Origin of the sequence: Leucobacter coleopterorum (assembly GCF_011382985.1) — a bacterium.
Classification (GTDB): Bacteria; Actinomycetota; Actinomycetes; order Actinomycetales; family Microbacteriaceae; genus Leucobacter; species Leucobacter coleopterorum.
In genome coordinates this window covers 373,239-388,510 of record NZ_CP049933.1, presented here as the reverse complement: position 1 = coordinate 388,510, position 15,272 = coordinate 373,239, and the positions used below count along the sequence as shown (strand labels likewise).

Here is a 15,272-nt window from a genome sequence, read left to right as displayed (position 1 = left end):
CGAGGCTCTCCTTCGAGATCGGGCAGACCTACAGGTTGGCAGCGATGCCTCCGCAATCCCTCATGAATTCCCACTCAGTGGGAGTAGGCGATGCCTAGGCCTCGCGCACGGCAATAAACATGTCCCGCGCCGTCTGCTGCACCATTCTCGCGAGCACACGCTCGTCGGCCCGATCAATATGCACCACCACACCAAGGGCAACGGGTGGCAGTCCCTGAATGGGAGCGAGCGCCGCAGCCACCGATATGTTGCCCAGCGTCATCTCTTCTCGCGTCAGCGCGTAGCCGCGGGCATTTGTGCGCTGCAGGTCTCCACGAAGCTCCGGCTCCCCCACGATGGTGTTAACGGTCTCCCGCTCGCGCGGCGTCGAGAAATACCTGTGCAGCCACTCCTCATCTCGGGTGGCAAGGAGCGCCTTTCCCACACCGGTCGCGTGCAACGGTTCCCTACCACCAGCGCGACTCACGGTGGGGATAGAACGGTGACCGGTCACCCTGCTGACGTGCAGCACCGTGGCTCGTTCAGGATCACCGTCAAGTACACCCAGGTGCACGTTCTCGCCGGTCGCCTCGTACAGTCGCATCAGGTGCGGGATCGCGCGCTCACGCAGACGCAGCGAGAGGGGTGAAAGCTCTCCGAGTTCCCACAGCCGCGCCCCCACTGCGTAGAAGTGCCCCTGCGTTCGAACGAGCAAACCCTTCGCAAGCAGGGTACCGATCAGCCGATGCAGGGTCGACGAGGCCAGGCCGGTGCGCGCAGCCAGATCTGCCGCTGTTAGCTCGGGTTCGTCAGCCGAAAAGCAGCCAAGCAGGGCGAGTCCTCGCTCTAGTACGCCGTCACCGCTCATTTGAGTCACCCTACTGCAAGGCCTCCGCTCTGGCGGTCGCTGCGCCTCCAGCTGAGACTAATCCCGGGATCGTAGCCCTCACTTGAGACTGCCGTCAACCCGTTGCAGGAAAATGTGAAGCTGAGGAAGATGTGAAATATGAGCATCCCCGACACGCCCATCACTTTCCCCTCTGCCCCCAAACACACTGACGACAGCACTCCTCCCGTGTACACGCTGTTCGCCGTTTTTCGAGTCAGCTCTTCACATCCGAGCGTCTTTGACGGCCGCGATGTTGCCGGTGTCGTTCGTGAGTTCGAAGACGTCCTTGAACTCACGAGCGACGAAAACGTTACCTTGCGCGGTCTCTACGACGTCAGCGGTTTGCGCGCCGACGCTGACCTGATGCTGTGGTTACACGGCCCAAACGCCGAAGACCTGCAGTGGGCACTTCGTCTGCTGCGACGAACCTCACTGCTGAAGCCGCTGATCCGAGTCTGGAGCACCGTCGGTGTGCAACGCGAGACTGAGTTCGTCAAGGATCAGGTTCCCGGTTTTGTCAGTGGTGTCGAACCTAAGCAGTGGCTTGCACTTCACCCGGTCGCGCGATCCACAAGCTGGCATCTGATTGACCCCGCCGACCACAGCCGACTCGTCATGGAGCAGCTGGACGCGCGGGCGAGTTTAAGGGTGTCACCTCGAACATCGTCGCTGGCTACGCCCTCGGCAGCTACGAGTGGATCTTCCCGATGGAGTCCGACGAACTTGTTGACCTCGTCGATATGAACCGCGCCCTGCGTGCCGTCAATGTGAAGCAGCACGTGCGCGAAGACACGGAGTTCTACACCGGCCGCCTCATTGAACTCGCCGAGGTCGTTGAGGTTCTGCAGTAGATGTTTGGTGGGTGGGTCCGTCTCCACTGACGGCCCACCCACACCGAACTACAGTGCGCGCAGCACCACGGCGCTGCCCTGACCCCCACCGCCGCAAATGCCGACGGCGCCGAGCGATCCCGGACCAAGCTCTGCGACCTGACGGGCCAGGGTGCCGACGATACGCGCCCCAGAGGCGCCAATGGGGTGCCCGAGAGCAATCGCTCCGCCGTGCACGTTGACGATTTCAGGATCGACGCCGAGTTCTCGCGTGGATTGCGCACCGACGGCGGCGAACGCCTCGTTGATCTCGATAGCGACCAGCTCAGAAGCCTCCGCTTCGGTCTTTGCGAGCGCCGCGGCAATCGCGCGTGCGGGCTGCGAGTGCAGGTGCACATCGGGGCCAGCTACGAGCGCGGTTGCCTCAATGCGGGCGATTGGCTTCAGCCCGAGCCTCGTCGCGGCGGCCTCGCTCACAATAACGAGCGCAGCAGCACCATCGGTAATCTGTGAGGCATTACCTGCGGTGATCGTGCCGTCTTTTGCGAACGCGGGACGCAGCTTCGAAAGTGACTCGACCGTGGTGTCTGCGCGGATCCCGTCATCCGCAGACACAACGGTCTCGCCACGGCGCGAGGTGACAGTGAACGGCTCGATCTCACCCGCAAAGAACTCGGCCGCCGTTGCCGCACGCTGGTGAGACGCGGCGGCGATCTCGTCCTGCTGCTCGCGAGTAATGCCGAGCGGGGAGTTACCTGCCTCGGTGAGGGCGCCCATCGCGGTGCGCTCGAAGGCGTCGGTAAGACCGTCGTGGTCCACCGTGTCGATCAACTGCGCGGCACCATACTTTGTACCGGCACGCATCGGGATCACGTGGGGGGCGAGGGACATCGATTCCTGCCCGACGGCGACCACAATCTCGGCCTCGCCGGCGTTGATGAGGCGCGCGGCCTGCGAGACCGCCTCGGTGCCCGACAGGCACACGGCGTTCAGTGTGATAGCGGGCACATTGAGCGGAATGCCTGCTCCCACCGCGGTCTGCCGCGCCGGGTTCTGCCCTGCCCCACCCTGCAACACCTGGCCCGCGACCAGCGCGTCGACCTGGTCAGCAGCCACTCCCGCGCGCTGCAGCGCCGCCTTTACGGCGTGCGCGCCGAGCACGGTCGCGGGCTGCCCCGCGAGCTGTCCGGTGAACCTAGTGAACGGGGTGCGGGCGTAACCCGCGATCAACGCAGTCATCAGTTTGGCTCCTCACGAGCGACGGGGTTAGATCTTCGCTGGTCTAGCTGGATCGGGCAATCGTTGTACGACCCCTCTTACAGTGTGCCTGATCCCCGGTTCAGCGGCAGGCCAACCTCGCACGGCACAGGCGTTGTTCAGTGTGCAAAGTGAATCACCGATTCATGGGCGCTACAGGTAAATCACCTAGGCTGGAGCCGTGACTCTCCCGGATTCGAGCGCCACTGCTCCTCTTTCTTCATCCGCACCATCACCCGCAAAGCACAAAGGCCTGCGTGCGACACTGGTGCTCCTCTCTGTACTCGTACTTCTGGTTGCGGGATACACAGTTGCTGTCGCAAGTGTTCCGTTACCTAGCCCCGAGGTCACACTCGAGATGAGCGCCAACGAGAGCTTTGGGCCCGAGGCAACCGAGGCACAGGCCGTCGTTGACGCGCAGACGCTGCCGACGGCGGTTGGCTGGGCCGACCAGAAGGAGGTCTGGTCGAACGATCCGCAGGCATATCCGCTCGCGAGCATCTCGAAGTTAATTACCGTGCTGGTTTGCCAAGAGAAGGAACCACTCGAGCCCGGAGCGGACGGCCCGATCCACGTGTGGAACGAAGCCGACGCCGCGAGGCAGCAGGGGTACCTTGCCGACGACGGAGTCGCGTACCCGATTCCCGTTGGCACCGAGGTCTCTCTGCGGCAAATGCTCACCCTCATCTTTCTGCCCTCGGCCAACGACTACGCGGCGGCATACGCCTACTCGGTGTTTGGCGACAACGACACCTTCGTTGCCGCGGTGAACGACTGGAAGCAGCGTCACGGCTTCGACTCGGTCAACCTGGTGGAGCCGACGGGCATGGATGAAGCGAACGTCGCGAGTGTTGCAGACATACTTCAGATAGGTCGCCTCGCTCTGCAGAACCCAACCATCGCCGAGTTCACTCGCATGCCATCGGCTGACATGCCGTGGGGCATCGGCACGATCGAAAACACGAACCCTCTTCTCACTGAGCTGCCCGGCATCCTGGGCGTGAAGACGGGCCGCTCAAGCTCTGCCGGATTCAACTACCTCGTGGCCCAAGAAGGCGAGGCCTTCGGGCGACCTCTCGTAAAGATCGCGGTCACTTTTGGTCGGGCCTCAAAGGAGGATCGCGCGCAGTCAGGGCGCGACATGCTGGCGGCGATCGAGGCTCTACCTCAGCAAATTGAGGTGGTCAAAAAAGACTCCCGAGTTGGCGTCGCGACCACCGTTGACGGCACCGAGATTCCCCTCGTCGCAGCTGATTCAGCGAAGGCCGTGCTGCTACCGGGTGAGGCTGCAAGTCGCAGCATCGAGGTGGGCGAGTTCGGCGCAGAGAAGGCGGGCGCACACGTCGGCTCAATCGAGATCAAGACCCCCACGGGAGACGATCAGGTAAAGATCCTGACAACGGTTGACCTCGTACAGCCCGACTTCTGGTGGCGCTTCACGCACCCGGCGGCTGTCTTCGGTTAGTGAACAAGCGCTCCCTGAGCCAGACGACGCACGACACCGGTCAGTTGGTGCAGACCATCAATCAGGTCTTCCTCGCGGGTGAACTCATTGAGGTTGTGCGAGACTCCGTCAACGCTCGGCACAAAGAGCATCACCGTCGGCACCGTGTCCTTCATGTTCGTCGAGTCGTGGCCGGCAACGGTCAGCACACGGTCGCTGCTAAGGCCCAGTTGCTCGGCGACCTCCCGAGACAGTTCGACCCCGGGTTCCGAGTAGGGGCTTCGCCCCCAGCTGTGCTCGGCAATAATCTCGATGCCGACACGATCCTCACGCCGCACCTTTTCGACCGTCGCCATGAGCGAGGTGTACGCCGCCTGCAGCACCTCTTCGCTCGGCGAGCGGAAGTCGAGCAGCAGCTTCACCTCGCTGGCAACCACCACGGGAGAGTTGGGGTAGACGTCGATCTCTCCACAGGCCGAGTGCAACATTCCCTCTTCAAATTCGTTGACGAGCTCGCGCACGGCGACGATGAGTCGCGCAGCCCCAGCAGAGCGTCGCGGCGGTCCGACATCAGCGTTGATCCGCTGTGCGCCTGCTCTCCGGTGATCTTAAACTCAAATTTGTGCGCCGCCCAGGTCGCGTCAACGAGGCCGATCGTCACACCGTCCTGCTCCATGCTGCGCCCCTGCTGCACGTGAATCTCGGCGTACGATGCAACTTCAAGACCCGCGAAGTCACCGCGCTCGCCAAGAGCAGCAAGCGCCTCCGCCACGGTCACGCCGTCGCGATCCTCGGTTGCCAGTGCTTCCTGTAACGCCAGCTTGCCGGTGAACACCCCGCTGCCCATCATGGAGGGCTTGAAGCGGGATCCCTCCTCGTTGAACCAGTTCACTATCGCGAGGTTGAAGCGGGCGCTGGCAGGATCGGCGCGCAGCTCTTCGGCAACCCGGAAACAGGCGTACGCCGACGCCATCACACCGTAGGCCCCGTCGAAGCGACCGGCGGTGGGTTGCGAGTCCAGGTGTGATCCGGTCAACACGTAGGGTGCGCCGGGCACAAGTTCGAGTAACCCAAACTGGTTGCCGATCGCATCGCGCTGCACCGTGAAGCCGTGCGATTCGAGCAGCTCGGCAAACCAGCGGCGCTGCTCACCGTCGGCTTCGGTGGCGGCCTCGCGATCGACTCCGTGGGTGCCAGCGACGGCCCCGAAGGTGCCCTGTATCTGCCAGTCGGCCAGGAAGCTCTCGTCGTGCTGTGTCATGGTCAGTCCCTTCCGCGGGTGTCGTAGCTCAGCTGCCCGCCGAGCACGGTGGCAACGATACTGAGTTCTGCAATGCTTTCTGTCTCAAGCGGCGACGCCGAAAATACCGCGAGGTCGGCCAGCTTGCCTCGTTCCAGAGTGCCCTTATCGGCAAGCTGGCCAGTTGCTCGTGCCGCCCACTCGGTGTGGGTACGCAGCGCTTCCTCCCGTGTAATCGCCTCACCAGCAGTGAGCACCGCACCGCTGTCGGTCTTGCGGTCGACTGCGGCCTGCATGCCTCTGCGCAGGTTGTTGTCGGCAACGGGCAAGTCCGAGGATCCAGCGAGCACGATCCCCGCGTCGATCACGGATCGGCCGCGATAGAGCCAATCGGCACGCTCCGAGCCGACCATCTGGGCCATCTGATCGCCAATAGGCCCGATAAACCCCGCCTGCGGGGTCACCGCGATGCCGAGTGCGCCCGCGCGCGATACCTGGTCGGGCCGAGCGATGCCGAAGTGTTCGATGCGGCAGGGGGCGCTCATGCGCCCGTAACGTTCCTGGGCCTCCTCAATCAGGTCGAGCGCAAGGTCAATCGCGGCGTCTCCGATCGCGTGGAGGGCGAGCGGCCAGCCGGCACGATAGGCGCCCAGCACACGGTTGCGGTATACCGCCGGTTCATCGAGCAGGTAGCCGGTGTTGCGCGGGTGCCCGCAGAAATCTTCGGTCACGGCGGCCGTCGCACCGAGCAGCGAGCCGTCCAGAAACACCTTGACGTGCCCAAAACGTACCAGATCGTCACCAAAGCCGTAACGAATGCCGAGGTCGAGGCCCGATCCCGAACCCTCGCCCTGAAAATCGGCCGCGTGCGCCCGCAGCGGGTGGAGGGCGTCGAGCGCGGGCATCAGCTGGGCTCGCGCGTGCAGCCGTCCGCGCTCGGCGGCCGCCTGGTAAGCCGCGACCTCAACGGGGCTGTGGCCGATCCACCCGCCACCAACACCAGCCTCGGAGAAACTCGTAATGCCCTGTTCGGCGTAGCGTGAGGTTGCGGCCTCCAGCGCCTCGACCAGGCGGTCGGTCGCATACGGCAGCAGCAGCGCCTGCACAAGGCCCTGGGCGGCTTCTTCGACGAGTCCGGTTGGTCGGCCAGAATCATCACGCACAACCACGCCACCCGTGGGGTTCTCAAAGCCGGGTTCGAGCGCGCCGACCAGCCGCAGAGTCGCCGTGTTTGTGATGGAAGCGTGCCCCGAGGTGTGCCGCAGGTAGAGCGGGCGGTCGCCAGTCAGCTCATCGAGGCGCGCAATATCGGGGAAAGCTCCGCCGTGGTGTGCCTGGTTAAACCCGGTGCCGTGTATCCAGGCGTGTGGCTCATCGGCCAGGCGCTGAGCCTCAGCTTCGACCAGCGCGTAGAGTTCGTCGAGCCCCTGCGCTTTACTCAGGTCGATCGCGGCGAGGCCGAGCCCCCACCAAGCGGTGTGGCAGTGGGCGTCGATCAGGCCCGGCGTGACCGTGGCCTCGCCGAAGTCCTCAACGCGGGTGGCCTCGCAGCCGTCGAGTTCCGCGTCGAAGCCGACGATGCGGTCGCCGATCACGCCGATGCTGGTCACAACCGGGTTCGCGGGATCAAGCGTCAGGATCTGTCGCGCGCGCACAATCAGGTCGAGTTTCATAGCTACACCTCACTCGATGCCGGGGGCATCACCGCAGAATCAATCACAACGTGGATCAGCGCGGGTGTTTCTGTGGCGAGTGCCCGGTCGAGCGCGGCGGCGAAGTCCTCCGTGCGCTCCACGTGTTCGCCGTGGCCGCCGAAGGAGCGCATCCAATCGGCGAAGTTGGGATTCGCCATGCGGGTGCCCGAGGGCCTACCCGGGTACTCGCGCTCCTGGTGCTGCACGATCGTGCCGTAGATGCCGTTGTCGACAACAATCACCAGGGGTGCGCCGCCGTGAGCAAACGCGGTCGCGAGTTCTTGGCCGTTCATCAAGAAGTCGCCGTCACCGCAGACCGCGACCGAGCGCCGCTCTGGAAACGCGAGAGATGCGGCGACGGCGGCGGGAACCGCGAGACCCATCGCTCCATTGCGGGCACCAACGAGGCTCGCGGGGTGAGGTGCCGCACGAAGCGGTGCGCCCAGATGGTGGCGTTGCCCGCGCCGAAGGTGAGGATCGCCTCGCCCCCGAGCCGGTCGTCGAGTATGCCGAAGGCGGTTCCGAGGTCTACGCCGAGGTCTTTGTTCGGGGCCGTCTCGGCGGTCTCACCCGAAGCGTTATCGGTCCTGACCGCTTCGACCGACGAGTCGGCCCGGTGTCGCGCGAACCGCTGCTGGGCGCAGTGACGCCCGGCCACCCACTCGTCACTGCGTGTACCTCGCGCGGCTTCAGGATCGGTCTCGCTTAGCGCACCAACGAATGTCTCGGGCGTCGCAAGCACCTGCTGATCGATCCGCCCCGCGTGAGTGGCCGCGTTCGGATCGGCGAGCACCAGCACGGTTTCGGTGTCGAACCCGAGCGTGTAGCCGTCGCTGAGCACATCGGAGCGTGTGCAACCGACAAACACCAATAGATCGGCCTCAGCGTACCCGGCGGCCACGGCGTTAGCCCGCCCGTAGCCAAGCCACCCAGCCCAGCTGGCAGCGTCATGGGGCACCGCGTCGTAGGCACGCCAATCGGCAAACACGGGGATCCCGGCAGCCGTCGCAAACGATGCAAGCTCATGGCCACAGCCGCTCTGCCAGCCGTCGCCGCCGACAACAAAGGCGGGGCGCTGGGCTCGCGCGAGACGATCCACAAGCGAAGCAACCTCCGATTCCGCGGGAATGGGCCGCGCAGCAGCAAAAGGCACGAGCACGGCCGCATCGGTCGCGTGCGTCAGCACGTCTTCGGGCAACCCCACAACAACGGGCCCGGGGCGGCCACTCGCTGCGATCCTCAGTGCCTCGTTGACGAGTTCACCCGCACGCGAAGCATCATCGATCGTCATGACGCGCTTCGCGGTTGACCCAAACCAGCCGGTCAGACTGAACTCCTGGAACGCGTCGCGCTCACGATCCGCAACCGGCACGAGGCCAACGAACAACACCAGAGGCGTCGCGTCTTGCCAGGCCGTGTGCACCGCGATCATGGCGTTCGCGGCCCCCGGTCCGCGAGTCACCATCGCGACCCCGGGTTGCCCAGTAAGCCGCCCCTCGGCAAGCGCCATAAACCCGGCCCCGCCCTCGTGGCGGCACACAACCGTCTCGATTCCGGAGTCGTGCAGGCCGTCGAGCACGTCGAGGTAACTCTCACCGGGAACGGCGTAGACCCGTTTCACACCGTGGGCTTCGAGCGTGCGCACGATCAGGTGACCGGCTGACTGGGGCATGTGGGTTCCTCGTCTTCTATCGTCTGGTCTAGTCAAAGCGTTTAGGGGTTACTTCAGAATGCCGTTTCACACAACAAGCAGGTCGGCTAGCGGCACGCCGCGCCGAATCTTGGCTATCAGTTCGGGTTCGTCGCGATCTGATGCGAGAGCCTGATCCAAGATGTCAGCGTCGAGGCCCTCTGCTGACATCACCAGTACGCCGTGCGCGTCCCCAAGCACCAAATCACCAGGATGCACCGTCGTGCCAGCAATCTCGATCTCACCCTGGTGAGCACACCCGCCGCGCGGGAGTGTGCCCAGCCGCTTCGTCGTACGGGCAGTCAGCCCCGTCGCAAACACCGGTAACCGCTGCCCGACTTCTCGTAGCGCCGCGATATCGGTCACAGGGCCGTCAACAACAATTCCGGCGCAGCCCTGAGCCACGGCCACAGCCGCCGTCACGGCACCTACAGGAGCGTGCAGGCCACCACCCACACGAATCACCATCACTTCGCCGGGTTGCAGTGCAAGCAGGGCGTGGTTCACAGCCACTGCATCAGGCTCCCTCAAATCGAGGGTACGCGCGATCCCGAACAGCCTGTTCTCACCATTCATGGGGCGCAATTGCGGGTGACAAAACCCCTCCTCAAGAACATGACCAAGGGTCGGCAATTCAACTTTGCGCAGTCCCTCCAACATCTCGACCCGAGAAATGCTCATGATCGTACCTGCCGAGCGTGCGATTCAGCAGCTGCCTCATCTCGCAGTGTCGCGACACAGTCGAGTTCCATCGAGACGCCCCACAGCGATACACACACCGTAGTGCGCGCGGGAGGGGCCGCAGCAAAGTATCGCGCATACACGCGATTGTATGGTTCAAGCTGCTCGGGTGAACTCAGGTACCCGTTTACTTTCACCACACACTCCAGCCCACTCCCAGCTGCCTCAAGCGTGTCGCGCAGATTCTCGATACAGCGTGCGACCTCGTTCTCAAATGTGTTGGGGCTGGATCCATCCGCCTCTAACGGCACCTGCCCAGCCGTGAACACGAACCCGTTTGCCACGACGGCCTGTGAGTAGGGACCAAGCGGCGGTGTTCCCCCCGGAATCGCAGCAAGGCGCCGGATCACGCGGGCACCTCCACCGAGGTCGTGGCTCCAACACGGTCTATGTTGCGCAGTCGGTTATCGGTCAGTAAAAACAGCGCGATCAGCGACAGCAGCGACGCCCCGAGAATGTACCAGGCAATGGAATCGCTCTGGCCGGTGAGATTCAGCAGCCACACGGTAATTGCTGGGGTGATCGCAGAACCGAGCAACCCCGAAAGCATGTACGCAACAGAGAGACCGGAGTAGCGCACCTTCGCGCCGAACAACTCGGCGAGGAAGGTTGCAATCGGCCCGTAGTTTGCAGAGAACGCGACCATCATCATCGCGTAGGCGAGAAGCACCGCGGCCACGTTGCCGGTGTTCATCAGCCAGAAGAACGGGAAGGCAAGCAGTGCCTCGGCGATGATCCCCGCCGCGATCACCGGTTTGCGGCCCACGCGATCTGAGAGCCGCCCAAACAGCGGAATACACACAAACCCAATCAGGCACGCAGCGAAAACCACCCACAGCATCAGGTTCGAGGTGAGACCAATCGCGCTCGTTCCGTAGTTGACTCCGGACGCCACCATCAGCGTGAAGGTTGAACCAGTAGACAACGTCGCAATACCACCGAGCAAAACCTGCTTCCAGTAGTGACGCATCAGGTATACAAAGGGGAGTTTCGCCTTCGCGCCCTGTTCGCGCACCTGATGAAAGCTCGGTGTTTCTTCGATATTGAGGCGAATGTAGATGCCCACTGCTACGAGCAGCACAGAAGCGAGGAAGGGGATCCGCCAGCCCCACGACACAAGTGCTTCCTCAGACACAGCCGCAGTCACAATGAGAAAGGCGAGATTTGCAAGCAACGTGCCGATAGGCACCCCGACCTGCACGAGTGAGCCGTACCAGCCACGCTTGGCGGCAGGAGCGTGCTCAACCGTCATCAGCACGGCACCTCCCCACTCACCCCCGAGAGCAAGCCCCTGAATAATGCGCAGCGTCAGCAGAATGAACGGTGCCGCCAACCCAATGGTGTTGAAATCGGGAATCAGGCCGATCCCGAGTGTCGCCGCTCCCATTGTCAACAGCGACACAAGCAGCATGGATTTTCGTCCGATGCGGTCACCGAAGTGGCCGAAAAGGACCGCGCCGAGTGTGCGAGCCACATAGGCTGCGGCAAATGTTAGAAACGAGAGGATCGTACCAACTTCAGGTGGCAGATCAGGGAAAAAGACTCTGTTAAACACAAGGGCAGAGGCTGTTCCAAACAGAAACAGATCGTACCACTCAACGGTAGTGCCGATGACACTAGCCGTCGCGATTTTTCTCATCTTGGATTGGTCGAGTCGCGCGTTGGGAACATCCGTGTTCGCAACAGTTGAGGTGCTCAATTCATTTCCTCCAGAAATGGTCGTGCGCTGAAAGTGGGATGAGGTGATTAGTGCTTAAACCCGGGCAATTTCACGCTCAGGCGCGGCGCGATCGATCCTGCAACCGCGGTGAACAGCGATAGGAACACGAGCATCGCAGCGGCTGGCCACCAGTGATTGGCAGCCGAGGCAACAAACCCGGTCGCGAGCAGCGGAATGAAACCCGAGAGCATGCCAGCGACGTTTTGCGCGAGCCCAACCCCGGTGTAGCGCGTTTTTGCCGGGAAGAGGCCCGTGAGCACGGTGCCCGAGGCTGCATACGGCAGAGACAGCGCAGCCACCGCAACCGTCATAGCGACAACCACAAGCGCGGGGATGCCCGAGGACAGCATCAAAAACGCTGGCACCGCAACTAAAGCGGAGGCGATCCCGCCCCAAAGAATCACGCGGCTCGCACCGTACTTCGAGCCGAGACGACCGCCCCAAATCAGCACGGGAATCTCAACCGCCGCCGCAACCATGCTACCCAGAAGCATCAGCGTTGACGGGTACCCGAGCACGTTGACGCCGTACCAAACGCAAAACGCGGTCACGAGGTAGAAGCCACCAACCCCCAGCAGCGCGGCTGCCATGCCGACAATAATCTGACGCCAGCTGTACTTGAACGTGTCGAGCAGCGGGCTCTTCACAACCTCACCCGACTCTTCAAGCTGACGGAACACGGGCGATTCCTCGAGCTTGCTCCGAATGTAGACGGCGATAAGCAGCAGTGGCAGCGCGATCAAAAACGGAATGCGCCAGCCCCAAGCATCGAAGTTCTGCTGCGAGAAGATAAGCGTCATCACAAAGAAGCCGCCCGAAGAGAGGATCGTGCCAATCGGCGACCCAATCTGCGGGATCGCGGCGTAGCGTGCGCGTAAGTGCAGTGGCGCGTTCTCGACAACCAGGGTCATCGCCCCCGACCACTCACCACCCACAAAGAGGCCCTGCAGCACACGCAGCAGCACCAGCAGCACGGGGCTGCGATGCCGATTGCCGCGTAAGTTGGCAGCATGCCGATGAGACCGGTCACGATGCCAATGCCCACGATCGTAATCATGAGCACCTTGCGACGCCCAACACGGTCTCCCATACGCCCGAAGATCATGCCGCCGAGTGGGCGAGCCGCAAGGCCCACGCCGAAGGTTGCGAATGACGCAAGCGCGGCCGCCGTGGCGTTTTCACTCGTGAAGAACTGCACGTTGAACACCAGCGCGGCGGCGGCGCTGAAGAGAAAGAAGTCGTACCACTCAAGCGCGGTGCCGATGAGGGCACCCAGGGCGACTTTGTTGGCGTCTTTCACGCTGAGTTCTTGTGTGGCGTCGTATTCGATCGAAGTTGTGTGTGTGAGCTCGCTCATGTCTCTCTCCGTTGAGGGCGGTGGGGATCGGCAACGCCCAGTACACAGGTCGAGCGTCTACGTTCGAGCATGGCAGGGAATACGCACGCTTTGAAGCATCAAACTCACCCGCTTTAGACAATGAAACAGTGCATCTGCACATAAAATGGCAAAATGAGTCAGGATCACCCACTCCCCCTCAGCGGCTCGCCCCTCCCAGGGGACGCCAAGCGCTGGCAAGAACTGCTCGATCAGCTCAGCGTGGACGAGCTGACGGAGACGTTCCTCTCCCTCATCGGCACGGTGCCCGACTACGATCCTCCACCCGTCCCCTCTCCGAGGTACGTCGCACCGGCCGACTCTCATTCGAGGCGCTGGTCGAGGGTCTTGGTGCTGGCGGGCAGCTCAAGACCGTAACCGCCGCCAGCGACGTAGGCGTCTCTCGCGCCCGCGCGGGCATCCCAGTCACGTCGCTCATGACCGCGATCCGACTCGACTTCACTGTTCTGTGGGATGCACTCACACGGGTCGCGAGTCCTTCAGACGCCGAGCTCATCGTGCGTCACACAGGAATCGTGCTTCGCACCGTTGACGAATACGCCGGGCAGACCCAGCGCGCGTACGTCGCCGAGCAGCAGCGCATGCACGACGAGGCCTCGTCGGTGAGGCAGGGGTTGATCGCGGGACTGTTTCAAGACGCGCAACCCTCCGACGAGCGCCTGTCTGTGATCGCGGACGGGCTCGGGGTGCCTCTCGCCGAACCGCTCGTTGTTGCAGCGGCGGTTTCCGAAGACATTCCTGCGTTGCGTGTGTTTGTATCGGAGGCAGAGCGCGCAGGAGCAACAGTGTTCACCCACCACCTCGGTGACACCCTGATTGTGTTCTCTCGGTTGCGTCCCCTTCCGGGATCGCGCCTTGAAAAGCTCGGCCAGCGTCTCACGACTCTGCGCATCGGTCTCCTCACTTCAGAATCGGGGTTGCGGGGGCTAAGGCAGTCTGCGGCGACGGCTCGGGATCTCGCTCGTCTTCTCGGTCCACACGAAGAGGGTGCGATGACCTGGTCTCGTGGCTGGGCACGACTTGCGAGCCGTTGCCTGCTTGAAATCGGCAACCCGATCCTGTCAGACGTGGTCGCCGCGCTCACAAGCTGCGGTGAGGCCGAGCGCTCTCGCCTCGAAGAGGCGGTGCGCAGTTACCTCACAACGGGCAACATCGGCGAGACGGCGGCGACCCTCTACTGCCACCGCAACACCATCACGAACCGACTGCGACGCTTCGCGAACCTGACCGGTGTCGACCCGCTCGTGCCCGAGCAGGCAGCGCGGCTCGTGGTGGGGTGGGCCTGATCCTGGTTTCACCCTTCGTATAAACGAAGCGGCGCTACCTCAGCGATGTACCTGAAGTCTCGATCTCGATGAAATAGCATTGCATCTCCACGAATAGCAATCGCCGCAATGAGGCAGTCACTCAATCCTCTGAGGGGGTGTCCGTTTTGCAGGGAAGCAACAAAGAGTTGCGCTGCGGAACGGTAGTCAAGCGCGGCATCAACGGGAATTACCCGAAGACCATTTGTGAGTTGCGAAATGCGCGATTCAAGCAGGGGATTCGTTGCCCCCGCGAGCAACTCCATGATGATCGGCTCAGTGATTCTCACGTCGGCGTCTTCCATGAGCAAACGATCAAGCTGGTCAACAACAGGATCGTCAGAATCTCGCAGATACTCGATCCACACCGACGAATCAACGAGGATCAATCGTGTGCCCCGTTCACGGGAACGTCGCGTATGGCATCAAGGTCTCCGTCCCAACCAATACCGCGCAGGTCACGCAGAAATCCCTTCGTCAGCGGAACGCCCACGAGCCGTCGGAGCGCAAGATCTACGGCCTCTCGCTTTGTAGACACCTGAAAACGACTCATCACCTCAGCGACAAGTGCGTCATCAATATCAATGTTTGTGCGTGCCATACACCAAGAATACACCTACCTGACGGCGAAAGATAGGATTCCACCCACAGCTTCGAATTCGCCGCGAGTCCTTGGCAGGACGGGCAGGATCAGCCCCGCTCCCCTACCCTAGAAGCATGAACTGCCCTACTGACGGAACAACCCTTCTCATGAGTGAACGCCAGGGGATCGAGATCGACTACTGCCCGCAGTGCCGGGGTGTGTGGCTCGACCGCGGCGAGCTCGACAAGATTCTTGAGCGCGCGAAGGCTGAATCCGACCTCGCGAGCGCTCCAGCTGCCCCGCAGGCACAAGCACAGGTGCCCCAGCAGCAGTACAGCCAGCAAACGCAACAGCCGCGCTACGATGACCGTCGTTACGATCCACGCGATGACCGCCGCGGCTACGACTCACGCGACAACCGCGGCTACGACTCACGCCAGGGCGATTACCGCAAGAAAAAGAAGAGCCCGTTCGAGTTTCTCGGCGACATCTTCGAGGGGTAGTC

At 62.7% G+C, this 15,272-nt stretch carries 12 protein-coding genes and 4 pseudogenes; 5 read left to right on the top strand and 11 right to left on the bottom strand.

All coding sequences use genetic code 11. From position 1 onward, the window contains the following. Nucleotides 1–94: 94 nt before the first annotated feature. Nucleotides 95–847 (bottom strand): IclR family transcriptional regulator, encoded by a 753-nt coding sequence (locus G7066_RS01850; protein ID WP_166328591.1) that lies wholly within the window; start codon nt 845–847, stop codon nt 95–97. A gap of 138 nt (nt 848–985) precedes the next feature. On the opposite strand from G7066_RS01850, the pseudogene G7066_RS01845 reads away from it, so the two are divergent. Further along, nucleotides 986–1,719: pseudogene (locus G7066_RS01845) on the top strand (chlorite dismutase family protein). A gap of 48 nt (nt 1,720–1,767) precedes the next feature. Here G7066_RS01845 and G7066_RS01835 read toward each other — a convergent pair. Further along, nucleotides 1,768–2,937: an acetyl-CoA C-acyltransferase gene (locus G7066_RS01835; protein ID WP_166328585.1), complete on the bottom strand. Its 1,170-nt coding sequence runs from the start codon at nt 2,935–2,937 to the stop codon at nt 1,768–1,770. 199 nt (nt 2,938–3,136) lie between these two features. Here G7066_RS01835 and G7066_RS01830 point away from each other — a divergent pair, with 199 nt between their 5' ends. Then, the gene (locus G7066_RS01830) at nt 3,137–4,420 is read left to right on the top strand and encodes a D-alanyl-D-alanine carboxypeptidase family protein (RefSeq protein ID WP_166328583.1); all 1,284 of its coding nucleotides are present in this window, start codon (nt 3,137–3,139) and stop codon (nt 4,418–4,420) included. Here G7066_RS01830 and G7066_RS01825 read toward each other — a convergent pair. The 7 genes and pseudogenes from G7066_RS01825 to G7066_RS01795 form a co-directional block, all read right to left on the bottom strand. Next, nucleotides 4,417–5,660 (bottom strand): annotated as a pseudogene (locus G7066_RS01825) (M20 family metallo-hydrolase). The gene G7066_RS01830 and the pseudogene G7066_RS01825 overlap by 4 nt on opposite strands. A 2-nt stretch (nt 5,661–5,662) precedes the next feature. Further along, nucleotides 5,663–7,312 (bottom strand): amidohydrolase, encoded by a 1,650-nt coding sequence (locus G7066_RS01820; protein WP_166328581.1) that lies wholly within the window; start codon nt 7,310–7,312, stop codon nt 5,663–5,665. A 2-nt stretch (nt 7,313–7,314) separates the two neighbouring features. Next, nucleotides 7,315–9,005 (bottom strand): annotated as a pseudogene (locus G7066_RS01815) (thiamine pyrophosphate-dependent enzyme). 66 nt (nt 9,006–9,071) lie between these two features. Then, nucleotides 9,072–9,704, bottom strand: a complete 633-nt coding sequence (locus G7066_RS01810) for an RraA family protein (protein WP_244303166.1) — start codon at nt 9,702–9,704, stop codon at nt 9,072–9,074. Then, the gene (locus G7066_RS01805) at nt 9,701–10,114 is read right to left on the bottom strand and encodes a RidA family protein (RefSeq protein WP_205881500.1); all 414 of its coding nucleotides are present in this window, start codon (nt 10,112–10,114) and stop codon (nt 9,701–9,703) included. Before G7066_RS01805 ends, G7066_RS01810 begins: the two co-directional genes overlap by 4 nt. Next, nucleotides 10,111–11,463, bottom strand: coding sequence for an MFS transporter (locus G7066_RS01800; protein WP_244303164.1), 1,353 nt, complete (start codon nt 11,461–11,463; stop codon nt 10,111–10,113). The genes G7066_RS01805 and G7066_RS01800 overlap by 4 nt, the downstream gene beginning before the upstream one ends. Nucleotides 11,464–11,510: 47 nt before the next feature. Then, a pseudogene (locus G7066_RS01795) lies at nt 11,511–12,841 on the bottom strand (MFS transporter). Between the two features lie 153 nt (nt 12,842–12,994). Here G7066_RS01795 and G7066_RS15495 point away from each other — a divergent pair. Together G7066_RS15495 and G7066_RS01790 are read left to right on the top strand one after the other, a co-directional pair. Next, nucleotides 12,995–13,237 (top strand): hypothetical protein, encoded by a 243-nt coding sequence (locus G7066_RS15495; RefSeq protein ID WP_244303162.1) that lies wholly within the window; start codon nt 12,995–12,997, stop codon nt 13,235–13,237. Then, nucleotides 13,195–14,166, top strand: coding sequence for a PucR family transcriptional regulator (locus G7066_RS01790; protein ID WP_482793360.1), 972 nt, complete (start codon nt 13,195–13,197; stop codon nt 14,164–14,166). The genes G7066_RS15495 and G7066_RS01790 overlap by 43 nt, the downstream gene beginning before the upstream one ends. Before the next feature lie 8 nt (nt 14,167–14,174). Here the strand turns inward: G7066_RS01790 and vapC are convergent, their stop codons facing one another. Further along, on the bottom strand, nt 14,175–14,573 hold the full coding sequence (gene vapC / locus G7066_RS01785; protein WP_166328579.1) for a type II toxin-antitoxin system VapC family toxin: 399 nt from the start codon (nt 14,571–14,573) through the stop codon (nt 14,175–14,177). Then, nucleotides 14,570–14,785, bottom strand: a complete 216-nt coding sequence (locus tag G7066_RS01780) for a type II toxin-antitoxin system VapB family antitoxin (protein ID WP_166328577.1) — start codon at nt 14,783–14,785, stop codon at nt 14,570–14,572. Before G7066_RS01780 ends, vapC begins: the two co-directional genes overlap by 4 nt. 116 nt (nt 14,786–14,901) lie before the next feature. Here G7066_RS01780 and G7066_RS01775 point away from each other — a divergent pair, with 116 nt between their 5' ends. Further along, on the top strand, nt 14,902–15,270 hold the full coding sequence (locus G7066_RS01775; RefSeq protein WP_166328575.1) for a TFIIB-type zinc ribbon-containing protein: 369 nt from the start codon (nt 14,902–14,904) through the stop codon (nt 15,268–15,270). Nucleotides 15,271–15,272: the final 2 nt, after the last annotated feature.

Coding starts and splice junctions, on each gene's coding strand:
- G7066_RS01850 (WP_166328591.1), bottom strand. CDS start 847: ATGAGCGGTGACGGCGTACTAGAGCGAGGACTCGCCCTGCTTGGCTGC.
- G7066_RS01835 (WP_166328585.1), bottom strand. CDS start 2,937: ATGACTGCGTTGATCGCGGGTTACGCCCGCACCCCGTTCACTAGGTTC.
- G7066_RS01820 (WP_166328581.1), bottom strand. CDS start 7,312: ATGAAACTCGACCTGATTGTGCGCGCGCGACAGATCCTGACGCTTGAT.
- G7066_RS01810 (WP_244303166.1), bottom strand. CDS start 9,704: ATGAGCATTTCTCGGGTCGAGATGTTGGAGGGACTGCGCAAAGTTGAA.
- G7066_RS15495 (WP_244303162.1), top strand. CDS start 12,995: ATGAGTCAGGATCACCCACTCCCCCTCAGCGGCTCGCCCCTCCCAGGG.
- G7066_RS01780 (WP_166328577.1), bottom strand. CDS start 14,785: ATGGCACGCACAAACATTGATATTGATGACGCACTTGTCGCTGAGGTG.
- G7066_RS01775 (WP_166328575.1), top strand. CDS start 14,902: ATGAACTGCCCTACTGACGGAACAACCCTTCTCATGAGTGAACGCCAG.